Here is a 21,258-nt window from a genome sequence, read left to right on the forward strand (position 1 = left end):
TTGCTCCCTGATTAACGCTTCAGGGGTAATTATGGTCATTAGCCGGATTTCTGCCGCTGGCGGGATCACAAGATAGGAGATTAGAGGTAGGGGTGACAGGTTTCACCCCTATTAAATCATCAGCTGCGCTGACGCACCGCTTCAAACAGACAGACACCGGTCGCGACCGAGACGTTCAACGAGGAAACCGTACCGGCCATCGGAATGCTGATCAGTTCGTCGCAATGTTCACGGGTCAAACGACGCATACCTTCACCTTCCGCGCCCATCACCAGCGCCATCGGGCCGGTCATTTTGCTTTGATACAGCGTGTGGTCGGCTTCACCCGCCGTGCCCACGATCCAGATATTCATCTCTTGCAGCAAACGCAGGGTACGAGCCAGGTTGGTGACGGTGATCAGTGGGACGTTCTCGGCCGCACCACAGGCCACTTTCTTCGCCGTTGCGTTCAGTTGAGCTGAGCGATCGCGTGGGACGATCACCGCATGGACACCGGCAGCATCGGCACTACGCAGACAAGCCCCCAGGTTATGGGGATCGGTAACGCCGTCCAGCACCAGCAGGAATGGTGTTTCAACGCTTTCCAGCAGCCCAGGCAGATCGTTCTCCTGATATTTCCGCCCTTCACGCACCCGCGCAATAATGCCCTGGTGGACGGCCCCTTCGACCTTCTCATCCAGCCATTGGCGGTTAGCCACCTGGATCACAATACCGGTCGCTTCCAGCTCGGCAATCAAAGGCTGTAAGCGACGATCGTCACGCCCCTTGAGAATAAACACTTCCAGGAAACGTTGTGGATCGTTGTCTAGCAGGGCTTTGACAGCGTGAATACCGTAGATAATTTCGCTCATGATGCTCTTTTAACTGTGCGGCCGGGGGTGCCCGGCCGGGGATAATAACGTGCGGCAGGTTAACCCTGCTCGGCACCTTTCTTCTTGCTGGCACGCTTGGCTTTGGTCGCGGCCGCTATCTTTTTGGTTTTGTCAGACGCTTTTTTGGCTTTCGCCTTCGGAGCGGTTTTCGCTTTCGCCTTCGGGTCTGGCTTCACCTTGTCTGCGGGTTTGGCCTTGGCCCCCTCTTTTTTACGGAAGGCGCTGTCTGGCTCAAAGTTGGCAGGCGTCTTGCCGCCACGGCGTTTACGTTGAGCCTGACTACGGCCCGCTCCGGCACCGTCGCGCAGCGTACGCTGGCCGCCATTCTTGGCACGTTCGCGCTCGGTTTTGCCTTCACCACGCGGTTTGCGGGTGCTGGAAACCAGAGCGAAGTCGATCTTGCGTTCGTCCATATGCACGGCCTCAACGCGGATCTCCACCGTATCCCCCAGGCGATAGACCATGCCGGAAGATTCGCCGATCAGACGCTGGCCGATGTTATCAAAACGATAGTAATCGTTATCCAGCGTCGACACGTGTACCAGACCATCGATAAACAGATCGCTCAGGCGGACGAAGAAACCAAAGCCGGTGACGCTGGCAATAACGCCGCTAAACACTTCACCGACGTGATCCTGCATAAAGTCGCACTTCAGCCAGTCCGCCACGTTACGCGTAGCTTCATCGGCACGGCGCTCGGTCATCGAGCAGTGCATACCCAGTTGCAGCATCTCTTCCAGATCGCTGTGCCAGCCTCCGGTTGGCGTCCAGCGCTCTTTCTGTTCACCTTGCTCCTTCGCCAACACGTACTTGATGGCGCGGTGCAGCGACAGGTCCGGGTAACGACGGATAGGCGACGTAAAGTGGCCATAAGATGCCAACGCCAGGCCGAAGTGGCCACGGTTTTCCGGATCGTAGATCGCCTGTTTCATCGAACGCAGCAGCATGGTTTGCAGCATTTCACGGTCCGGACGTTCCGATACTTCGTCCATCAAAGTGGCGTAATCTTTTGGCTGCGGCTTCAGGCCTCCACCCAGGGTCAGGCCCAGTTCGCTCAACACGCTGCGCAATGCGGAAATGTGATCGTCGCTTGGGCGATCGTGCACGCGGAACAGCGCAGGTTCGTTATGCTTCTCAACAAAGCGTGCCGCAGCAACGTTCGCCATGATCATGCACTCTTCGATCAGTTTGTGCGCGTCATTACGTACCGTTGGCTCTACGCGCTCAATACGGCGCTCGGCGTTGAAGATAAACTTGGCTTCTTCGGTTTCGAAGGCGATACCACCGCGTTCGGCACGAGCCTGATCCAGCACTTTATACAGCGCATGCAGCTCCTGCAGGTGTTTGACCAACGGATGATACTGCTCGCGCAGCTCCTGATCGCCCTGCAAGATATGCCAGACCTTGGTGTAGGTTAAGCGCGCATGGGAGCTCATTACCGCTTCGTAGAATTTAAACGAAGACAGACGGCCCGATGCGGAGATCGTCATCTCACTCACCATACACAGGCGGTCGACCTGCGGGTTGAGCGAGCACAGGCCGTTGGAAAGCACTTCCGGCAGCATTGGTACCACTTCCGACGGGAAGTAGACTGAGGTGCCACGGCTACGGGCTTCGTCATCCAACGCCGTGCGAGGGCGCACATAGTAGCTGACATCTGCAATCGCGACCCACAGGCGCCAGCCGCCACCGCGTTTCTTCTCGCAGTACACGGCATCATCGAAATCGCGCGCATCTTCGCCATCAATGGTGACCAGCGGCAGGTGACGCAGATCCACACGCCCTTTCTTGGCGACTTCCGGCACCTGCTCACTTAGGTCGGCAACCTGCTTCTCCACCTGAGGTGGCCAGGTATGCGGGATCTCATGGGTACGCAATGCGATATCCACCGCCATGCTGGTGCCCATTTTATCGCCCAGGATCTCGACGATTTTGCCCACGGCTTTGGTGCGGCGCGTTGGGCGCTGGGTCAGCTCGACCACCACCATAAAGCCCATCCGCGCCCCGCTGACCGAGTCGGCAGGGATCAGAATATCGAAGCTCAGGCGGCCGTCATCCGGCACCACGAAGCCGGTACCGGCATCGGTGAAGTAGCGACCAACAATCTGGCTGGTTTTAGGCACCAGGACGCGCACGATACGCGCTTCGCGGCGGCCTTTGCGGTCTTCGCCCAGCGGTTGAGCCAACACCACATCACCGTGGATGGCCATTTTCATTTGCTCGGCGGAGAGATAAAGGTCGTCTTTACGCCCTTCAACCCGCAAGAAGCCGAAGCCATCGCGGTGGCCGATCACCGTGCCACGCAGCAGGTCCAGACGCTCCGGCAGGGCATAGCACTGGCGGCGGGTAAAGACCAACTGGCCATCACGTTCCATCGCACGCAGGCGACGGCGCAGGGCTTCCAGCGCTTCTTCGCCGGATAAATTCAGTTCATTGCCCAACTCTTCGCGGCTGGCCGGCGTTTCACGTTTCGCCAAATGGGCCAGAATAAATTCGCGGCTAGGAATTGGGGATTCATATTTTTCTGCTTCTCGTTCCAGGAATGGATCTTGTGACATTGAGGTTCCTCCGTTGTCATCAGCAGGGTGTCGCTGAGCCTTGTCTTCTCAGTAACGCTTTATTCGACAAGCAAAAGCTTGTAGAGCGGTGAATTGTCTTCGACCATGTCGGCCAATGTGTGACTATCCAGCTCCTCAAGGAAATTCTTTACCGCCTGCTGGAGCACTTGCTTCAAACGGCAGGCTGGGGTGATATGGCAGAAATCGCCGCTGCAGTTAACCAACGAAAGCGGCTCCAGCGCCCGCACCACGTCGCCAATACGGATGCTTTCAGCCGGTTTACCCAACCGTATACCGCCGTTTTTACCCCGCACGGCGGTGACAAAGCCTTCACGGCTCAGCTGATTGATAATTTTTACCATATGGTTACGGGAAACTCCGTACACCTCCGTAACTTCAGAGATGCTGGTCATTTTGTCCGCAGGCAATGATGCCATGTAGATCAATGCCCGTAGGCCATAGTCAGTAAAACTTGTTAACTGCACGTTTACCTCTGGGTATCTGCCGATTTTCGGCGATTTTCTTTACTATCTTATTGGATGATAAACCAGCCGGAGAGTTCGCAGCTAATTATTTAGCGCATAGGTGACTCTCAACCGGAGCAACGAAGGGATTTTGTGAGGTGAAAACGCCATCGGGGAGGATACATGAGGCAAACAAACCGGGACTTGGCCCGGTTTGTTTGATGACAGTAGGCAAACAGATTATGCGTCGAACGGATCGCGCAGGATCATGGTTTCGCTACGGTCTGGGCCAGTAGAGATGATATCTACCGGTACATCGGTCAGCTCTTCGATGCGTTTGATGTAGTTCAGCGCTGCCTGTGGCAGTTTGCTGTAGTCTTTCACACCAAAGGTCGTTTCGCTCCAGCCCGGCATGGTTTCGTAGATTGGCTCGATACCTTCCCAACCTTCTGCAGCCAGCGGCGTGGTGGTCATTTCGCGGCCGTCCGGCATGCGATAGCCCACACAGATCTTCACTTCTTTCAGGCCGTCCAGCACGTCCAGCTTGGTCAGGCAGAAGCCAGACAGGGAGTTGATCTGCACGGCACGGCGAACGGCAACCGCATCCAGCCAGCCGGTACGACGGCGACGGCCAGTGGTAGCACCAAACTCATTACCCTGTTTGCACAGGTATTCGCCGGTTTCGTCGAACAGTTCGGTTGGGAACGGGCCTGCACCTACACGGGTAGAATAGGCTTTCACGATGCCCAGCACGTAGTCCACGTAACGTGGGCCAATGCCAGAACCGGTTGCTACGCCACCCGCGGTGGTGTTGGAAGAAGTCACGTACGGATAGGTACCGTGATCGATATCCAGCAGCGTACCCTGTGCACCTTCGAACATGATCAGATCGCCACGCTTGCGCGCACCGTCCAGCAGTTCGGAGACGTCTACTACCATCCCGGTCAGGATATCCGCAATCGACAGCACATAATCAAGGGTGGTCTGGTAATCGACGGCTTCTACTTTGTAGTAGTTAACCAGTTGGAAGTTATGGTAATCGATGATGTCTTTCAGCTTGGTCGCGAAGGTGGCTTTATCGAACAGGTCACCCACGCGCAGACCGCGACGGGCAACTTTGTCTTCGTAAGCCGGGCCGATACCACGGCCGGTGGTGCCGATGGCTTTGGCACCACGCGCTTTCTCACGCGCATTATCCAGAGCGACGTGATAAGGCAGGATCAGCGGGCAGGCTTCAGACAGTAACAGACGTTCGCGTACCGGGATGCCGCGCGCTTCGAGTTCACCCATTTCCTTCATCAACGCGTCTGGGGCCAGAACCACACCGTTGCCGATGACGCTGGTCACGTTTTCACGCAGGATACCTGAAGGAATTAAATGAAGAACGGTTTTTTCACCGTTGATAACCAGAGTGTGGCCAGCGTTATGGCCACCTTGGTAGCGCACAACATATTGAGCCCGTTCAGTCAGCAGGTCTACGACCTTACCCTTACCTTCGTCACCCCATTGGGTGCCCAGTACGACGACGTTCTTACCCATTTTAAAATCACCAGGTTGCTTAAAAATGGATTCTACCACCCTAATTCTTCAGTTTCAGCACTTTTAGCATACGATTGCGTACTTTTTCGGCTAAACTTTAAACCCCCGTGTGTGCACGCAACATGTAGTAGATCACACAGCCTGCAACCACTAATCCCCCACCAAAACGCCGCAGCGTAGCATCGGGTAGTTGCGACATTGTCTGAACCATTTTACGCCAAGCCTGTGGGAACAACATCGGCCCCAGCCCTTCCAGCACCAAAACCAACCCAAGCGCCAGCCAGATTGTCGAATTCATCCTTCCCCCAAAAAAAGAAAGGCCCGCGTTTAAACGGGCCTTGGTTCTACCCCTGTTGTTTCAAACCATGGCCTGAAAGCTATCGGGGATCGCCATCATGCTGACGTTATCTGTTGCGCGTAGCAACCGGCGACTTCATGTAGCGGAAGAAATCGCTGTCCGGGCTCAGCACCAACACGTCCTGGTTGCCAGGGCCGAAGCTGGTTTCATAAGCACGCAGGCTACGGATGAAAGCATAGAAATCCGGATCCTGACTAAAGGCATCGGCAAACAGTTTAGCTGCTTCCGCATCGCCCGCACCGCGGGTGATACGCGCCTGACGCTCGGCTTCCGCGATGGTACGGGTCACTTCGTAGTCGGCGGTGGCTTTGAGCTTCTCAGCCTCTTCCTTACCTTGTGAACGGTGACGACGGGCTACCGCCTCACGCTCTGCACGCATACGCTGGAAGATCGCATCGGACACTTCCGCAGGCAGGTTGATCTGCTTGATACGCACGTCCACTACTTCAATACCCAGTGCCGCCATGCTGTTCGGGTTAACCGCTGGCTGTTTGCCATTGGTTTCACGCTCAACACGGGCTGCAGCAGAAGCAATAGCGTCATCGGCTTCGGTAGCGGCGGCTTCTTCGCCGTCACCCACGGTACCGGTGTTCAACGCATCACGCACGTCTGCCATCAGACGGCCACGGGAGTCGGTCACGATATCACGCACGTCCAAACGGCCAATCTCGGAACGCAGACGGTCGTTGAACTTGCGTTTCAGCAGCAGTTCCGCCTGAGAAACGTCACCACCACCGGTGGCCAGGTAGTAGCGGCTGAAATCACTGATACGCCATTTCAGATAGGAGTCGACGATCAGGTCTTTCTTCTCGCTGGTCACGAAGCGATCGGCCTGGTTGTCCATGGTCTGGATACGAGCATCCAGCATTTTCACGGTTTCAATAAACGGGATCTTGAAGTGCAGACCCGGTGCATAAACCAGCGGTTTGTTTTCGCTGTCGCGCAGGACTTTACTGAAACGCAGCACGATGCCGCGCTCGCCTTCCTGAACCACAAACATTGAGGCGTAAAGGGCTACCAACACCACCGCGAGGATAACTATGAAAGACTTACGCATTGATTATTCTCTCCCTACGCGTGTGTTGTCGCTACGCTGCGCATTAGCCCGGCGTTGGTCCATGATGGAACCACTGCTGGAACTGCTGGTGCTCGCCTCCGATGAAGGAGCCGAGGCTGGCGCAGGGGCGAGAAGGTTCTGCCCGGCATCTTTGCTGCCTTCGGTAGCCGACTTACCGGCACCGCGCAGCATCTGATCCAGTGGCAGCACCATCAGATTGTTATTGCCTTTATTGTCTGCCACCAACACCTTACGGGTGTGGCTCAGCACTTTTTCCATGGTTTCGAGGTACAGACGCTCACGGGTAATTTCCGGTGCGGCTTTGTACTCCGGCAACAGCTTGGCGAAACGAGCAACCTCACCCTGGGCTTCCAGAACGGTCTGGGCCTGGTAGGCGCGCGCATTTTCCAGCAGGCGCTGTGCAGCACCGTTGGCACGCGGCTGGACTTCGTTGGCGTAAGCTTCTGCTTCACGAATGGATTGCTGCTCGTTCTCACGTGCGGCGATCGCATCATCAAACGCGGCTTTCACCTCTTCCGGCGGACGTGCAGCCTGGAAGTTGACGTCCAGCAGAGTGATACCCATTTTGTACGGACGGATGGTATCTTCCAGTACACGCTGAGTGTCGCTACGGACGATGGTACGGCCTTCGGTCAGGATCTTGTCCATGGTGTATTTACCGATAACACCACGCAATGCGCTGTCTGTCGCCTGTCTCAGGCTGTCGTTGGCATCGGTTACGCTGAACAGATAGGCTGCCGGATCGGAAACGCGGTACTGCACGTTCATCTCGACACGCACCACGTTCTCATCGGAAGTCAGCATCACACCGGACGCGGACAGGTCACGGACCGACTCCACGTTAACCGGGCGAACCTGATCGATAAACGTCGGTTTCCAGTTCAGACCTGGCTGCACCAGATGGCTGAATTTACCAAAGCGAGTGACTACACCACGCTCGGCTTCTTTGATGGTATAGAAACCGCTGGCGGCCCAGATCACCACCACCGCAACCGCAGCGATGCCGACAATCTTGCCACTGAATCCCGGCCCGATTGACCCCGTGCCACCGCCGTTATTACCGTTGGAGCCTTTGCCACCGCCGGTCAGGCTGCTCAATTTCTTGCTCAGCTTGCGGAAGATATCGTCTAAATCCGGTGGCCCTTGATCGCGACCGCCTTTATTGTTACCGCCAGAGTTGCCGCCATTATTATTGCTGCTCCCCCACGGGTCGCGGTCCTGTCCGTTATTACCGGGCTGATTCCACGCCATGTTTTAGCTCCATTATTCTGTGATTGGGTACTTCAGGCTAATGCTTAGCCCACTCTTCTATTGAGCGGGCACACAAATGTAACAGGATATGATCATACGATAAAGTTAATCAGTTCCTGTTCCTGCTTGCAGAGGCGACGCCACTCCACGATCGGCATACGCACCACCACGCCGATACTGCCGTCCTCTTCATTCCACTCTTTTTCGATCGCCTGAAGCTTGTAGAAACGGCTACGAAGACGGCCTGCCTGTGGCGGTAAGCGCAGCTCAAAATGCGCGATTTCCCCCGATAAGCGCTCCGTCAACGCCTGAAATAGCAACGGGATACCTTCACCGCTGGCGGCGGACAGCCACACTCGGATCGGTAAATTTTCCTCGTTGCGATCGATACGCGGGACAAAATCATCCAGCATATCTATTTTGTTCATCACTAACAGTGTAGGGATCTCATCCGACTCAATCTCTGCCAACACGGAGTTCACCGCTTCAATGTTTTCATCCACCCGGGTATCCGCAGCGTCGATCACATGTAACAACAGAGAGGCCTGGCGCGTCTCTTGCAGTGTCGCTTTGAACGCGGCAACAAGATCGTGCGGCAAGTGCCGGATAAAGCCTACGGTATCCGCCAACACGGTATCGCCTACGTCCGCCACGTCAATACGCCGCAGGGTAGGATCCAGGGTGGCAAATAGCTGGTCCGCCACATACACTCCGGCAGACGTAATTCGGTTAAACAGGGTTGATTTGCCGGCGTTGGTGTAACCCACCAGCGATACGGTTGGCACATCGGCACGGGTACGCGCTCGTCGCCCTTGATCGCGCTGCTTCTCTACGCGCTCAAGGCGGCGCAAGATCAGGCTGATGCGATCGCGTAGCAGACGACGGTCAGTTTCTAACTGAGTCTCCCCCGGCCCGCGTAGGCCAATCCCCCCTTTCTGACGTTCAAGGTGAGTCCAACCACGAACCAGACGAGTGGCAATATGACGCAATTGCGCCAACTCTACCTGCAGCTTACCTTCATGGGTACGGGCACGCTGGGCAAAGATGTCGAGAATCAACCCGGTGCGATCGATCACCCGGCATTCACACAGGCGTTCGAGATTTCTCTCCTGCGCTGCGGAAAGGGCGTGATCAAACAGGACAACAGACGCGCCGCTGGCTTTCACCGCATCTGCAATTTCTTCGGCCTTTCCTTCACCGACAAAGTATTTTGGGTGAGGTGCTTTGCGGCTACCAGTAACCACTTGCAAAGCCTCAACGCCCGCAGAGGACACCAGCGATTCGAACTCACTGAGATCTTCTGTATCTTTGTCTTGCGAGAAATAGATATGAACCAGGACGGCCTGCTCACCGGCTTCATAACGGTCAAACAAGCGTGCAACCTCTCAAACGGAACAAAACCGCGAGTTTGGGGGACATAAACAGCACTGCGCTGCTTATGCTCCCCGTCATGGTTGACTCGCAACGCGCTTTATTCAGCGTCATCGCTTTCCTGCTGCGGCTGTTGCGGCGCAGACGGGTTGTTACCATGGTGATAATTGCTGGTGCCGCCGCTGCTCGGGGTGTTGCTGTGGTGCGATACCGGGCGCGATGGAACAACGGTAGAGATAGCGTGCTTATAAACCATCTGGCTCACCGTGTTCTTCAACAGGATGACAAACTGGTCAAAAGACTCAATCTGGCCTTGCAGCTTAATACCATTCACCAAATAAATAGAAACCGGAACACGTTCACGACGCAATGCGTTCAGGAACGGATCTTGCAAAGATTGCCCCTTAGCCATTCTATCTTTTCCTTATTTGTTTGTTGTTTTTAACCAAGAACCTGTCGGCTCAAAATAAACGACCTAAAAAATTTGCGCGCTGAATACTCATCAATTGTACACAATCACTCAACCTATGCACTAACAACCTGTGTTACCGAGTCTAAAGCCTCTCCCGGCTTTTCACTGTCCAACCACCGAACCGACTCCCAACCCCGTAACCAGGTCATCTGGCGTTTGGCCAACTGACGTGTTGCGCAAATACCTCGAAAAACCATCTCATCGTAACTAATCTCGCCAGAAAAATATGACCACATCTGGCGATAACCGACACAGCGAATGGAAGGCAAATCCGTATGCAAATCACCCCGTGCAAAAAGTGCACGCGCTTCCGCCTCAAAACCCGCCGCCAACATCTGATTGAACCGCAGCTCGATACGTTGATGCAACAACTCCCGGCTGACTGGCGCTATCGCAAATTGGTGAACATGATACGGCAACGATTCACCCGAAATTTTAGTCAGTTCAGTTAAAGTTTTACCCGAAATCAAAAAAACTTCCAGTGCTCTGGAGAGTCTCTGTGGATCATTCGGATGAATACGTAAGGCGGCAACCGGGTCTATCGCCTGCAATTGGCGGTGCAAAGCCTCCCAACCAAGCTCCGCCGCCTGCTGCTCAATCCGCTCGCGTACTGCGGGATCGGCAGAGGGTAACGGCGATAACCCTTCCAGTAACGCCTTAAAATAAAGCATTGTGCCCCCCACCAACAGCGGAATACGTCCGGCGGCAGTAATATCAGCCATTTCCCGCAACGCATCGGCACGAAAATCGGCCGCCGAGTACGCCTGCGCAGGATCGCGGATATCAATCAAACGGTGTGGTGCCAGGGCAAGCTCTTCCGCCGAGGGCTTGGCGGTACCAATATCCATACCGCGATAAATCAGGGCGGAATCGACACTGATCAGTTCGACGGGCAAGCGCTCACGCAGCGCCATCGCCAAGGCGGTTTTGCCTGAGGCCGTTGGCCCCATGATAAAAATGGCTGGGGGACGAGGGTTCATTTCAATTTCAGTCATGCTTAAGCGCTGCCAATGCAGCCTGCAAATCAACGGGTTGTAAAAGAGCGGCAGGAGGGGATTTGACCAGTTGCGGGCAAAGTCGTTCAACTTCTGTCAACAATTGTATCGCTTGCGAGCTGTTCCACACTTCGTGTTCGCTGCCTAATTGGCTGGCGATCCAGATGGATAGCACCGTTGGCGACATCTCCTGATGTTCGGCCAGATAGCCTAACAGCTCGGGTATCAACTTTTGTAAATTTTGTTGGCGTAATGGTAAAGGTACTGCGCGCAACGTCACACGACCGTGATCGGATTGCAGCTCCAACCCCATTTTGACCAGCAGTGCCTGATGTTGCACACAGGCGGCCGCTTCATTTTTATTCAACGTCAGCTTGATCGGGATCAGCAGCGGCTGCGGCCGTAATCCCTCTTCCGGCGGGCAAAGCTGCGCCTGACGCAGCCAACGTTCGGCCATGGTCAGATTCAGTAACGCCAACTGCTGACGCTGTTCAACCAGCGCATAGCTCGGCGGGCAAATCATCAGAACGCGGCCAAAACTGTGCTGACTACCAGCGAGCGGGGTTTCCTGCACGGCGTTAACCGGCGGGAACAGCGGCTGTTTTACCGTATCTGCTGGCGGAGTAGCCTGCAACAGCTTGCCATACAGCTCGCCTTCACGCTTTTGGTAACCCGCACCGGCCTGATAGGCTGGCTGCGGGGCACGTTCACGGGCAACGGAGGGTTGAGCAGGCTGACGTTCACGCTGTGGCGCAGGCTGGGAGAAGTGGTTGCCACCGGCAGCAACGCGATTCTCGGGCTGCCAGATGGGCGCCTCCTGCTCTGAGGACTCTTCAGCCAATGGCAGCGTGACATTACCCGCCTGCTGCAACACCGTGGTAACCGCCTGGTAGATAAAATCATGTACCAGCCGAGCCTGATGAAAACGCACCTCATGCTTGGCCGGATGAACGTTGACATCCACCTGATGCGGATCCACTTCCAGATACAGCACATAGGCAGGCAGTTGATCGTCTTTCAACTGATCCTGATACGCCTGACGAATGGCATGATTAATCAGCCGATCGCGCATCATCCGGCTGTTGACATAGCAATACTGAATTTCGCCAAGCTGACGCGCTCCCTGCGGGTCCGCCACCCAGCCGCGGATGCTGAGATCGCCATGCTGCCAGGAAATCGCCAACGCATGCTGCAAGAAGGCCGGGCCACAAATGCTGGCCAGACGCCGCTCATGCTGGCTTTCTTCTTTTGCCGCGCGGTACTGACGCATCAGCTTGCCGTTATGGCTGAGGTTGATCGCCACATCGAAACGCGCCAGCGCAATGCGCCGCACTACTTCGTCGATATGGCCAAATTCGGTTTTTTCGGTGCGCATGAATTTGCGCCGTGCGGGGGTGTTGTAAAACAGATCGAGTACTTCGAGCGTGCTGCCCACCGGATGAGCTGCCGGTTTGACGGTGACCGCCTGATCGCGCCCTTCCGCGTAGGCTTGCCAGGCTTCGCTCTGTTCCGCCGTGCGTGAAGTCAATATCAGGCGTGACACCGAGCTGATACTGGCCAACGCTTCGCCGCGAAAGCCCAGGCTGACTATGGCCTCCAGATCGTCAAGCGTACTGATTTTACTGGTGGCATGGCGCGCCAGGGCCAAGGCCAGGTCGGCTTTGGCAATGCCGCAACCGTTATCACGGATTCGGATCAGTTTGGCCCCGCCGCGTTCGATATCAATATCAATCCGCGTTGCCCCGGCATCCAGGCTGTTTTCTACCAGCTCTTTGACTACCGACGCAGGCCGTTCGACCACTTCTCCGGCGGCAATCTGGTTGGCTAGCTGTGGCGGTAACACCTGGATAGGCATGGGGCTCCCTCTGTTGTTGGCATCAAGCCTACGGAATGATCAGCGTCCGATCCAGCGGCGCAACATCCGACTTTAATTTGTTAACCCGTTTAAGCTCGCTGACGCTGACGCCATATTTCGCGGCGATGGATGACAGCGTATCACCGCGAGTCACCTTATGTTTGCTCGGTTTAGCGCTTTTTGCCTTGGCCTTGGCCTGAACCGGTGCTGCCGCCTTTTTCCCGGCGGGGACCTTCAGACGCTGGCCAACCCAGACGCCATCTTTTTTCAGTTTGTTCAGCTCACGTAGCGCCGCCATACTGGTGCCATAACTATCGGCAATGCCGGAAAGCGTTTCCGCCCGCTTCACCACATGGATCTGCGTTTTTCCTACGCTGGCGCTGCTTCTGGCCCGGCTGGTCACCGGCTCAGGCTGTCTGAGATCGTCTGTCGTGGAGTTAACCGCCGCTGCGACGTCCAGCGGGCGGTTTTCCACCTTTGGGTCGGCTTGTAGCGGATGCGCCAGGAAATAACTGCGCAGGCCGTTGTGGATCGCCCGTGCAATTTTATCCTGATATGCGCTACTGCCCAGCAGTCGCTCCTCCGTGCTATTACTGATAAACCCGGTTTCCACCAGTAAAGATGGAATATCCGGTGAACGCAGCACTCCCAGGCTGGCGTGTTCCGGACGGCGTTTGTGCAATGAACCTACGACCTGTAACTGCTGTAATACCTTAACGGCCACGTCATAACCGACGCGCTGCGAATGACCGAACTGCAGATCCAACACCGCCTGGCTCAGATAAGGGTCGGCCTGGCTGTTAGCCAACAGATCGCCCGCACCGCCCAGCAGTTCGGACTGTTTCTCGTGCTGTTCCAACCAACCAGCCATCTCGCTGTTAGCCCGGCGATTGGACAATACCCAAACCGAAGCCCCTTTGGCGCTACGATTCGGCGCGGCATCCGCATGGATGGACACCAACACGTTGGCCCCCTGCTTGCGCGCCACATCAGAACGGCCCATCACCGAAATAAAGTAATCCCCGTTACGCGTCATCACCGCTTTGAACATCGGATCGGCATCCAACAACGCACGCAGACGATGCGCGATAGCAATGGTGACGTTTTTCTCTTTCAGACCGTTTGGCCCGATGGCGCCAGGATCCTGTCCACCATGGCCGGCGTCGATCGCCACCACCACCCGATCGCCAGAACCGGCGGACACCCGGCTGCTACGTGGGGTAATGCTGGTAGCCGTGCCTGATACCGCAGCCGACTTCGGAGTAAATGGATTGGCGCTACTTGACGTGACAGGCGCTTTACGTACTGGCTCATTCACCACCGGCACAGGCACAGGAACCGGCGCCTTACGGACGGTGTTAGTCGTCGTCTTGGCTTCTGAGGTGATGGTGAAGACGACGATGTAACTGTTGCCCTCTTGGCGCGTCGCCACACGGGTTTTGGCACGTTGGGTTAAATCAAACACCAAGCGGACGCTTTGCGCATCTTTCGGCTTGCTGGAACGAATACTTTTTACCAGGTTTTGGCCGCTGAAGTTCAACGGTAGGCCGCCCACTTTACCCGTTTGGTTCACATCCAGGACCACCCGTTCTGGACCATGTATGGTTGAGAAGCTATACGAGGGAGGGCCAGTAAAGCTCACTGACACCGTGGCTTCACGCTGAGCATTGGTCACTTTGACGTCGGAGAGGGACGATGCCGCCCAGGCACCAAACGGCCCCAGCAACGCAAGCAAGGCAATTACAGCAAATCTTCTTAACCCATACATCATTGCTGCGTCATCCTTGTTGCCTCTGGATACTTTCTAATAAGTGTTCGCCGTAGGCGGAAACCGCCTGGAGCTTCGCCTGACGACCTTCGTCTTGGTAACTGAGATGCAGTTCCAGATCGGGATCGGGCAGCACGCCGGTGCCCTGCTGCGGCCACTCCACCAGGCAAATCGAGTCCTGGGCAAAATAGTCGCGAATACCCATAAATTCGAGTTCTTCCGGGTCGGCCAAGCGATAAAGATCAAAGTGATAGACCGCCAGCGGTTGCAGCGCATAAGGTTCCACCAGCGTATAGGTTGGGCTTTTCACATTGCCCTGATGGCCTAACGCCTGCAGAAAGCCGCGGCTGAAGGTGGTTTTACCGGCACCCAAATCCCCATAAAGATAAATCACGCTGGCACGATCGCACGCTTGGGCCAAGACGGCCCCCAGTGCGACTGTGGCTGCCTCATCCGGCAGCGGTAAAACGAGTTCTTTCATTCGATAATGTCTATTTTGCCAACTCAGGGTTAACGTAATGAGGGATCACCGCCAGCAGATCGGTGGCCAGTAATCCCCTTGTTCCTTGTTTTGCAGCAACCTGATCTGCCGCTGCACCGTGCACTACGCAGCCCGCGCAGGCAGCATCATACAGCGGTAGCTTTTGCGCCAGCAAACCGCCAATGATACCCGACAGCACATCTCCCATGCCACCGGATGCCATGCCAGCATTACCAACGTCGGCGATCGCCATCTGTCCATGCTCATCGGCGATCAAGGTACCTGCGCCTTTCAGCACCACAACGCCGCCGTATTGCGCGACCAACCTGCGGGTTGCAAGTAAGCGATCACTCTCAATATCAGCGGTGCGGCAGCTCAATAATCGCGCGGCTTCACCAGGATGCGGGGTAATAATACGATTCTGACGCTTCTCGGGGTGTAATGCCAGTAAGTTAAGCGCATCAGCGTCCCATAATGTTGGTTTATCACTGGCTTGCAGCTGTTGCAACGCGTTGCGGCCCCAATCGCCCTGGCCAAGCCCCGGGCCAATCACGACCACATCGGCCCAGTCCAGCGCCTGTTGCAGGATATCATTACTCAGGCGTTGCACCATCAACTCAGGCCGGGCGGTCAGCAGCGGCCCAATGTTCTCACTGTGAGTAAGCACTCGCACTAGTCCAGCCCCGGTACGCAGTGCGGCTTCCGCTGCCATGCGGATGGCTCCGCCAAAACCGTGATCGCCACCCATCAGCAGTAAACGACCATGCTCCCCTTTATGAGAACAAGGGCGGCGAGGCTTCAGCCATCTGCCCAAATCGTCAGCCGTAATACGCTCGATCTGCGGGGACTGTGTTGTCAGCCAATCCGCTAATCCTAGCGTACTGTAATGCAGTTGCCCCACCCAATCACGCGCCTGCCCGGTCAGCAACCCTGGTTTGAGTGCAATAAAAGTCAGCGTATGGGCCGCACGGATCGAGACTACCGGCACGGCTCCGCTTTCAGCCAGCAGGCCAGAAGGGATATCCAGAGCAACCACTGGCGCCTCGGCTCGGTTGGCCGCTTCGATCAGGGCATCATAGGGCGCTCTGGGGGCCGCCCCCAATCCGGTGCCTAATAAACCATCAATGATGAGATCGACATCCTCTGGCCAACGGCTGGTCGCGGGCAGGACTTCTCCGCCACTTGCCAACCAGGCTTGCCGGGCGTTGGCAGCCTCTGGTGGCAATGGACGAACGCCTTCGCAGGCAATGAGCGTCACCTTGATACCCGCCGCACGGGCCAGACGAGCAACCACATAACCATCGCCACCGTTATTGCCATGCCCACACAGCACCAGCCAATGCCTGCTGGCCGGATACCGGTCGCACGTCAGCTCATAAGCCGCCGCACCGGCACGCTGCATTAACGAATACAAGGAGAGGCCCAGCGATGCGGCAGCAGCAGGTTCTGCCTGGCGGATCCAGTCTGCAGACCAAACAGAGTGTGGTAAACTGGAACAGTATTGTTTCTCACTATGGCCCGTCATGACACACCCCCTCGATCTCGATCAACTAGCCCAACATATCAAGCAATGGGGGCAATCGCTAGGATTCCAGCAGGTGGGGATCTGCGATACCGATCTCAGCGCGGAAGAACCCCGATTGCAGGCGTGGCTGGATAAGCAATACCACGGCGAGATGGAGTGGATGGCACGTCACGGCATGATGCGCGCGCGGCCACATGAATTATTGCCCGGCACACTGCGGGTGATCAGCGTGCGCATGAACTATCTCCCCGCGAAAGCCGCGTTCGCCAGTACGTTAAAAAACCCGCAGTTGGGCTACGTTAGCCGTTATGCGCTGGGGCGTGACTATCATAAGCTGCTACGCCAGCGGCTAAAAAAACTCGGCGATCAAATCCAGGCTTACTGCGGTGAACTGAATTTCCGGCCCTTTGTGGACTCGGCCCCCATCATGGAGCGAGCCTTGGCCTCAAAAGCCGGCATTGGCTGGGTTGGTAAACACTCACTGATCCTCAACCGCGACGCCGGTTCCTGGTTTTTCCTGGGCGAGTTGTTAATCGATCTGCCCCTGCCGGTGGATAAGCCGCAGGAAGAGCAGTGTGGCCGCTGTGTCGCCTGCATCACCACTTGCCCCACCGGTGCGATAGTTGCCCCTTACACCGTCGATGCCCGGCGCTGCATCTCCTATCTGACCATCGAGCTGGAAGGTGCTATTCCAGAAGAATTCCGCCCTCTGATGGGCAATAGAATCTACGGCTGCGACGATTGCCAGCTCATTTGCCCGTGGAACCGCTTCTCGCAGTTGACGGATGAAGACGATTTCAGCCCTCGCGCTGCGCTGCATGCCCCGCAACTGATCGAGCTGTTTGGCTGGAATGAGGAGAAGTTTCTCCGTATCACCGAAGGCTCTGCCATCCGGCGTATCGGCCATTTGCGCTGGTTACGCAATATCGCGGTAGCACTCGGCAACGCCCCTTATCTGGATCAGATCGTTATCAGCTTGCAGACCCGGCAGGGTCAGGATCCGATGCTGGACGAGCACATCAGTTGGGCACTGGCTCAACAGCTTGCACGCCGTGAAGCCCTGGCAGTTGAGGTGCAGACGATGCAGAAAAAACGTTTAATTCGGGCGGTCGAGAAAGGATTACCGAGGGATGCCTAGAAACCCCTCAGACTCTCCCTGTGGATTTGTGCATAAAAATAAAAATGCGTTGTCTTTCAAGCGTCACAAAAAGAGCAAGTGATCGAGATAACGTTTTATAAGAAATAAATATTGATTATTATCAATAAGATATAAATTTCATTTGTGAGGCGTTGCAATTTTGCACAGAAGGTATTATGTACAGAATCTGTGGATAACTCTGTTCACAACCTATTTTCTGAGTATGTATAACTGAGCGAAAGTCACACCGGAAGCGGCGTAGGATTGAATGTAAACTGGAGATAAATTTGGAGCGGGAAACGAGACTCGAACTCGCGACCCCGACCTTGGCAAGGTCGTGCTCTACCAACTGAGCTATTCCCGCATTGATATGCTTGAAGCATGCGGCCAACAATGAACAACATGGCCTTTGAAATTTTTGGAGCGGGAAACGAGACTCGAACTCGCGACCCCGACCTTGGCAAGGTCGTGCTCTACCAACTGAGCTATTCCCGCGTCGCATGGGTGTTACTTTAACTACTTTTTCTTCATCATGCTACATCAGCAGCATTTTTGAAGTTGGAGCGGGAAACGAGACTCGAACTCGCGACCCCGACCTTGGCAAGGTCGTGCTCTACCAACTGAGCTATTCCCGCCCGGCGTAACGATGGTGAATGAAACGAAATTCTTCATCGGTACGGGGTGCGCATTATACGAGAAATCCTTTTCGCCGCAAGCCCCTGAAAGCAAAAAAACGCTAATTTTGTCTGATTGCTGCTTTAAGCACCGAAATGGTGAATTAAGCGACAGCAAGGCTTTCAGGGGCACTGCATGCGTTACAGCTGAATAAAATGCTCGCGGTAGTACGCCAGTTCCGCAACGGATTCGCGGATATCATCCAACGCCTGGTGAGTGCCCTGCTTCTTGAAGCCTGGCAGGATCTCCGGTTTCCAGCGGCGCGCCAGCTCTTTCAGGGTGCTGACATCCAGATAACGGTAATGGAAGTAGGCCTCCAGCAGCGGCATATAACGGAACAGGAAACGGCGATCCTGGCCAACGCTGTTGCCACAGATAGGTGATTTACCTGCTGGCACCCACGCTTGCAGGAAAGCGATAGTCGCCAACTCGGCGGCACGATCGTCATGTTTGCTGGCTTTAACGCGCTCCACCAGCCCACTGCCGGTATGCGTGCGCACATTCCAGTCATCCATTCGCGCCAGTTGCTCATCTGATTGATGCACCGCGATCACCGGTCCTTCGGCAAGGATATTCAAATTGGCATCGGTCACCAATGTCGCGATCTCGATAATACGATCGCGTTCAGGGTCCAACCCGGTCATCTCCAGATCGATCCAAATCAGGTTGTTTTCGTTTCCTGTCATGATTTTTCCTGCGTAAAAGCCGAAAGATAAACAAACCACGGGCAAACCCGCGGCTAATGCCAGCGTGCGTGGCGGTCAAGAACGGTTATTTAATATAAAATAGCGTGTATCATAGCCTTTTTGCTCGCCCCGAGCGATAAATGCCGATTCAAGTGAGGCTCAGTGAGTAAGAACAAACTGTCCAAAGGTCAAGAACGCCGCGTACAGGCCAACCATCAGCGTCGCCTGAAGCGTACTGACAACAAGCCGGAGCTGGATGATTCCCAATTGGGCGAACCGCAAGACGGGATCGTCATCAGCCGCTTTGGCATGCATGCCGACGTGGAAGCCGCAGACGGCGTCCAGCATCGCTGCAACATTCGCCGCACCCTACGTTCGCTGGTTACCGGCGATCGCGTGGTCTGGCGCCCTGGAGTAGGCACTCATGCGGGGGTCAAAGGCATCGTAGAAGCGGTGCATGAACGCACCTCGGTGCTGAACCGCCCTGATTTCTATGACGGCGTTAAACCCATCGCCGCCAATATCGATCAGATCGTCATCGTGTCGGCCATTTTGCCCGAACTTTCACTCAATATGATCGATCGCTATCTGGTCGCCTGCGAAACGCTGCAAGTCGAGCCGCTGATCGTGCTCAACAAAATCGACCTGCTGGACGCCGCAGCGCGTAAGGTAGTCGACGGAATGATGGACATCTATCGCCATATTGGTTACCGCGTTCTCGAAGTGTCCAGCCAGACCCGCGAAGGGATGGAAGCCTTTGAGCAGGCGCTGGTCGACCGCATCAGTATCTTTGCCGGGCAGTCCGGCGTGGGCAAATCCAGCCTGTTGAACGCCCTGCTGCCGCAGACGGAAAAGCAAATCCTGGTAAATCAGGTTTCCGACGTCTCCGGCCTGGGGCAACATACCACCACGGCGGCGAGGTTGTATCACTTCCAACATGGCGGTGATGTTATTGACTCCCCCGGCGTGCGTGAATTTGGTCTGTGGCATCTGGAGCCAGAGCAGGTCACCCAGGCCTATGTCGAATTCCGCGACTATTTGGGCGGTTGTAAATTCCGTGACTGCCGCCACGACACCGATCCGGGCTGCGCCATTCGCGCCGCGATGGAAAGTGGCGCGATAGCCAAAGAGCGTTTCGACAACTATCACCGCATCCTGGAAAGCATGGCGCAGGTTAAAACCCGCAAAAACTTCCCGGACGCAGATAACTGATCCACAGTGCGGGGGTTGCGCTAATCGCCACCCTCGCCCTTATATCCCCTTTCAAGAGGTTAATGTGCTGGATAGCATCAAGATTAAATTACAGTATTGGCTGCCAAAGCTGGCGTTAACCCGCCTGGCGGGCTGGGGCGCAGATAAAAAGGCCGGTTGGCTGACTAAGCTGGTGGTAAAAGCGTTTGCCCGCTATTACCGCGTGCAGATGCAGGAAGCACAGAACCCGGATTTAGCCTCCTATGCCACGTTCAATGAATTCTTCGTTCGTCCATTACGTGATGGCGCACGCCCGATCGTAACGGAGCCTCACGTACTGGCACTGCCGGCAGATGGTGCCATCAGCCAGCTCGGTGCGATCCGTGACGATCAGATTTTCCAGGCCAAAGGCCATAACTACACGCTGGAAGCCTTGTTGGCCGGTAACTATCTGTTGGCGGAGCCTTTCCGTAACGGCCTGTTCGCCACCACCTATTTGGCCCCAAGCGACTATCACCGTGTCCATATGCCTTGTGACGGCGTACTGCGCGAAATGATCTACGTGCCGGGCGATCTGTTCTCGGTCAATCCGCTAACTGCCGCCAACGTGCCGAATCTGTTTGCGCGCAATGAGCGTGTGATCTGCGTATTCGATACCGCCTTTGGGCCGATGGTGCAGATCCTGGTCGGCGCGACTATTGTGGGCAGCATCGAAACCGTCTGGGCCGGTACTGTAACGCCCCCCCGCGAAGGCATCATCCGCCGCTGGACCTATCCAGCCGAAGGCATGGAAGGCGCGATCCAACTGGTTAAAGGTGAAGAGATGGGCCGCTTCAAACTCGGTTCCACGGTCATCAACCTGTTCACACCTGGCAGCGTACAGTTCGCTCCGCACCTGAACAACGGCACCGTAACCCGGATGGGCCAGGCTTTTGCTGAAGCCGCAGCCGCGCCAGAAGCCACCTTCGAAGGGAATTGATG

18 protein-coding genes and 3 tRNA genes are annotated in these 21,258 nt (G+C 55.7%); 3 read left to right on the plus strand and 18 right to left on the minus strand.

Going from position 1 to position 21,258, the window contains the following annotated elements:
- Window positions 1–119 precede the first annotated feature (119 nt).
- The 14 genes from rlmB to nnr form a co-directional block, all read right to left on the minus strand.
- Window positions 120–851, minus strand: coding sequence for a 23S rRNA (guanosine(2251)-2'-O)-methyltransferase RlmB (rlmB, locus tag AC6HVW_RS24085; protein ID WP_021179009.1), 732 nt, complete (start codon window positions 849–851; stop codon window positions 120–122).
- A 59-nt stretch (window positions 852–910) separates the two neighbouring features.
- Window positions 911–3,430, minus strand: coding sequence for a ribonuclease R (rnr, locus tag AC6HVW_RS24090; protein WP_071682919.1), 2,520 nt, complete (start codon window positions 3,428–3,430; stop codon window positions 911–913).
- Window positions 3,431–3,489: 59 nt separating this feature from the next.
- The gene (gene nsrR, locus AC6HVW_RS24095; protein ID WP_037376535.1) at window positions 3,490–3,915 is read right to left on the minus strand and encodes a nitric oxide-sensing transcriptional repressor NsrR; all 426 of its coding nucleotides are present in this window, start codon (window positions 3,913–3,915) and stop codon (window positions 3,490–3,492) included.
- A gap of 219 nt (window positions 3,916–4,134) precedes the next feature.
- Window positions 4,135–5,433, minus strand: coding sequence for an adenylosuccinate synthase (locus AC6HVW_RS24100; protein ID WP_024483338.1), 1,299 nt, complete (start codon window positions 5,431–5,433; stop codon window positions 4,135–4,137).
- Between the two features lie 97 nt (window positions 5,434–5,530).
- On the minus strand, window positions 5,531–5,731 hold the full coding sequence (locus AC6HVW_RS24105; RefSeq protein WP_021179005.1) for a DUF2065 domain-containing protein: 201 nt from the start codon (window positions 5,729–5,731) through the stop codon (window positions 5,531–5,533).
- Window positions 5,732–5,837: 106 nt separating this feature from the next.
- On the minus strand, window positions 5,838–6,848 hold the full coding sequence (hflC, locus tag AC6HVW_RS24110; protein WP_021807553.1) for a protease modulator HflC: 1,011 nt from the start codon (window positions 6,846–6,848) through the stop codon (window positions 5,838–5,840).
- 3 nt (window positions 6,849–6,851) lie between these two features.
- Window positions 6,852–8,120 (minus strand): FtsH protease activity modulator HflK, encoded by a 1,269-nt coding sequence (gene hflK / locus AC6HVW_RS24115; RefSeq protein ID WP_059199522.1) that lies wholly within the window; start codon window positions 8,118–8,120, stop codon window positions 6,852–6,854.
- A gap of 92 nt (window positions 8,121–8,212) precedes the next feature.
- Window positions 8,213–9,493: a ribosome rescue GTPase HflX gene (hflX, locus tag AC6HVW_RS24120; RefSeq protein ID WP_071682920.1), complete on the minus strand. Its 1,281-nt coding sequence runs from the start codon at window positions 9,491–9,493 to the stop codon at window positions 8,213–8,215.
- 98 nt (window positions 9,494–9,591) lie between these two features.
- Window positions 9,592–9,903, minus strand: coding sequence for an RNA chaperone Hfq (gene hfq, locus AC6HVW_RS24125; protein ID WP_021179001.1), 312 nt, complete (start codon window positions 9,901–9,903; stop codon window positions 9,592–9,594).
- 113 nt (window positions 9,904–10,016) lie between these two features.
- Entirely contained in the window at window positions 10,017–10,958 is a 942-nt protein-coding gene (gene miaA / locus AC6HVW_RS24130; protein ID WP_186486533.1) for a tRNA (adenosine(37)-N6)-dimethylallyltransferase MiaA, read from the minus strand.
- Window positions 10,951–12,813, minus strand: coding sequence for a DNA mismatch repair endonuclease MutL (gene mutL / locus AC6HVW_RS24135; RefSeq protein WP_186486532.1), 1,863 nt, complete (start codon window positions 12,811–12,813; stop codon window positions 10,951–10,953). The genes miaA and mutL overlap by 8 nt, the downstream gene beginning before the upstream one ends.
- A 28-nt stretch (window positions 12,814–12,841) precedes the next feature.
- A complete protein-coding gene (gene amiB, locus AC6HVW_RS24140; RefSeq protein ID WP_186486531.1) occupies window positions 12,842–14,584 on the minus strand; it encodes an N-acetylmuramoyl-L-alanine amidase AmiB in 1,743 nt (580 codons plus the stop codon).
- 7 nt (window positions 14,585–14,591) lie between these two features.
- Window positions 14,592–15,062: a tRNA (adenosine(37)-N6)-threonylcarbamoyltransferase complex ATPase subunit type 1 TsaE gene (gene tsaE / locus AC6HVW_RS24145; protein WP_021807559.1), complete on the minus strand. Its 471-nt coding sequence runs from the start codon at window positions 15,060–15,062 to the stop codon at window positions 14,592–14,594.
- Window positions 15,063–15,072: 10 nt separating this feature from the next.
- Window positions 15,073–16,587: a bifunctional ADP-dependent NAD(P)H-hydrate dehydratase/NAD(P)H-hydrate epimerase gene (gene nnr / locus AC6HVW_RS24150; RefSeq protein ID WP_497569720.1), complete on the minus strand. Its 1,515-nt coding sequence runs from the start codon at window positions 16,585–16,587 to the stop codon at window positions 15,073–15,075.
- On the opposite strand from nnr, the gene queG reads away from it, so the two are divergent.
- Window positions 16,586–17,725: a tRNA epoxyqueuosine(34) reductase QueG gene (gene queG, locus AC6HVW_RS24155; RefSeq protein ID WP_059199518.1), complete on the plus strand. Its 1,140-nt coding sequence runs from the start codon at window positions 16,586–16,588 to the stop codon at window positions 17,723–17,725. The two genes, nnr and queG, sit on opposite strands and share 2 nt — an antisense overlap.
- A gap of 288 nt (window positions 17,726–18,013) precedes the next feature.
- On the opposite strand, the gene AC6HVW_RS24160 is transcribed toward queG, so the two are convergent.
- From AC6HVW_RS24160 to orn, 4 genes are all read right to left on the minus strand, one after another.
- Window positions 18,014–18,089 (minus strand) — tRNA-Gly (locus AC6HVW_RS24160).
- A 55-nt stretch (window positions 18,090–18,144) separates the two neighbouring features.
- Window positions 18,145–18,220, minus strand: a tRNA-Gly gene (locus AC6HVW_RS24165).
- A 64-nt stretch (window positions 18,221–18,284) separates the two neighbouring features.
- Window positions 18,285–18,360 (minus strand) — tRNA-Gly (locus tag AC6HVW_RS24170).
- 180 nt (window positions 18,361–18,540) lie between these two features.
- A complete protein-coding gene (gene orn, locus AC6HVW_RS24175; protein WP_021182111.1) occupies window positions 18,541–19,086 on the minus strand; it encodes an oligoribonuclease in 546 nt (181 codons plus the stop codon).
- A gap of 162 nt (window positions 19,087–19,248) precedes the next feature.
- On the opposite strand from orn, the gene rsgA reads away from it, so the two are divergent.
- Entirely contained in the window at window positions 19,249–20,298 is a 1,050-nt protein-coding gene (gene rsgA / locus AC6HVW_RS24180) for a small ribosomal subunit biogenesis GTPase RsgA (protein ID WP_021182110.1), read from the plus strand.
- 64 nt (window positions 20,299–20,362) lie between these two features.
- On the plus strand, window positions 20,363–21,256 hold the full coding sequence (gene asd / locus AC6HVW_RS24185) for an archaetidylserine decarboxylase (RefSeq protein WP_071682925.1): 894 nt from the start codon (window positions 20,363–20,365) through the stop codon (window positions 21,254–21,256).
- The last annotated feature ends 2 nt before the right edge of the window (window positions 21,257–21,258 follow it).

This window comes from Serratia sp. NCCP-200 (assembly GCF_059697885.1).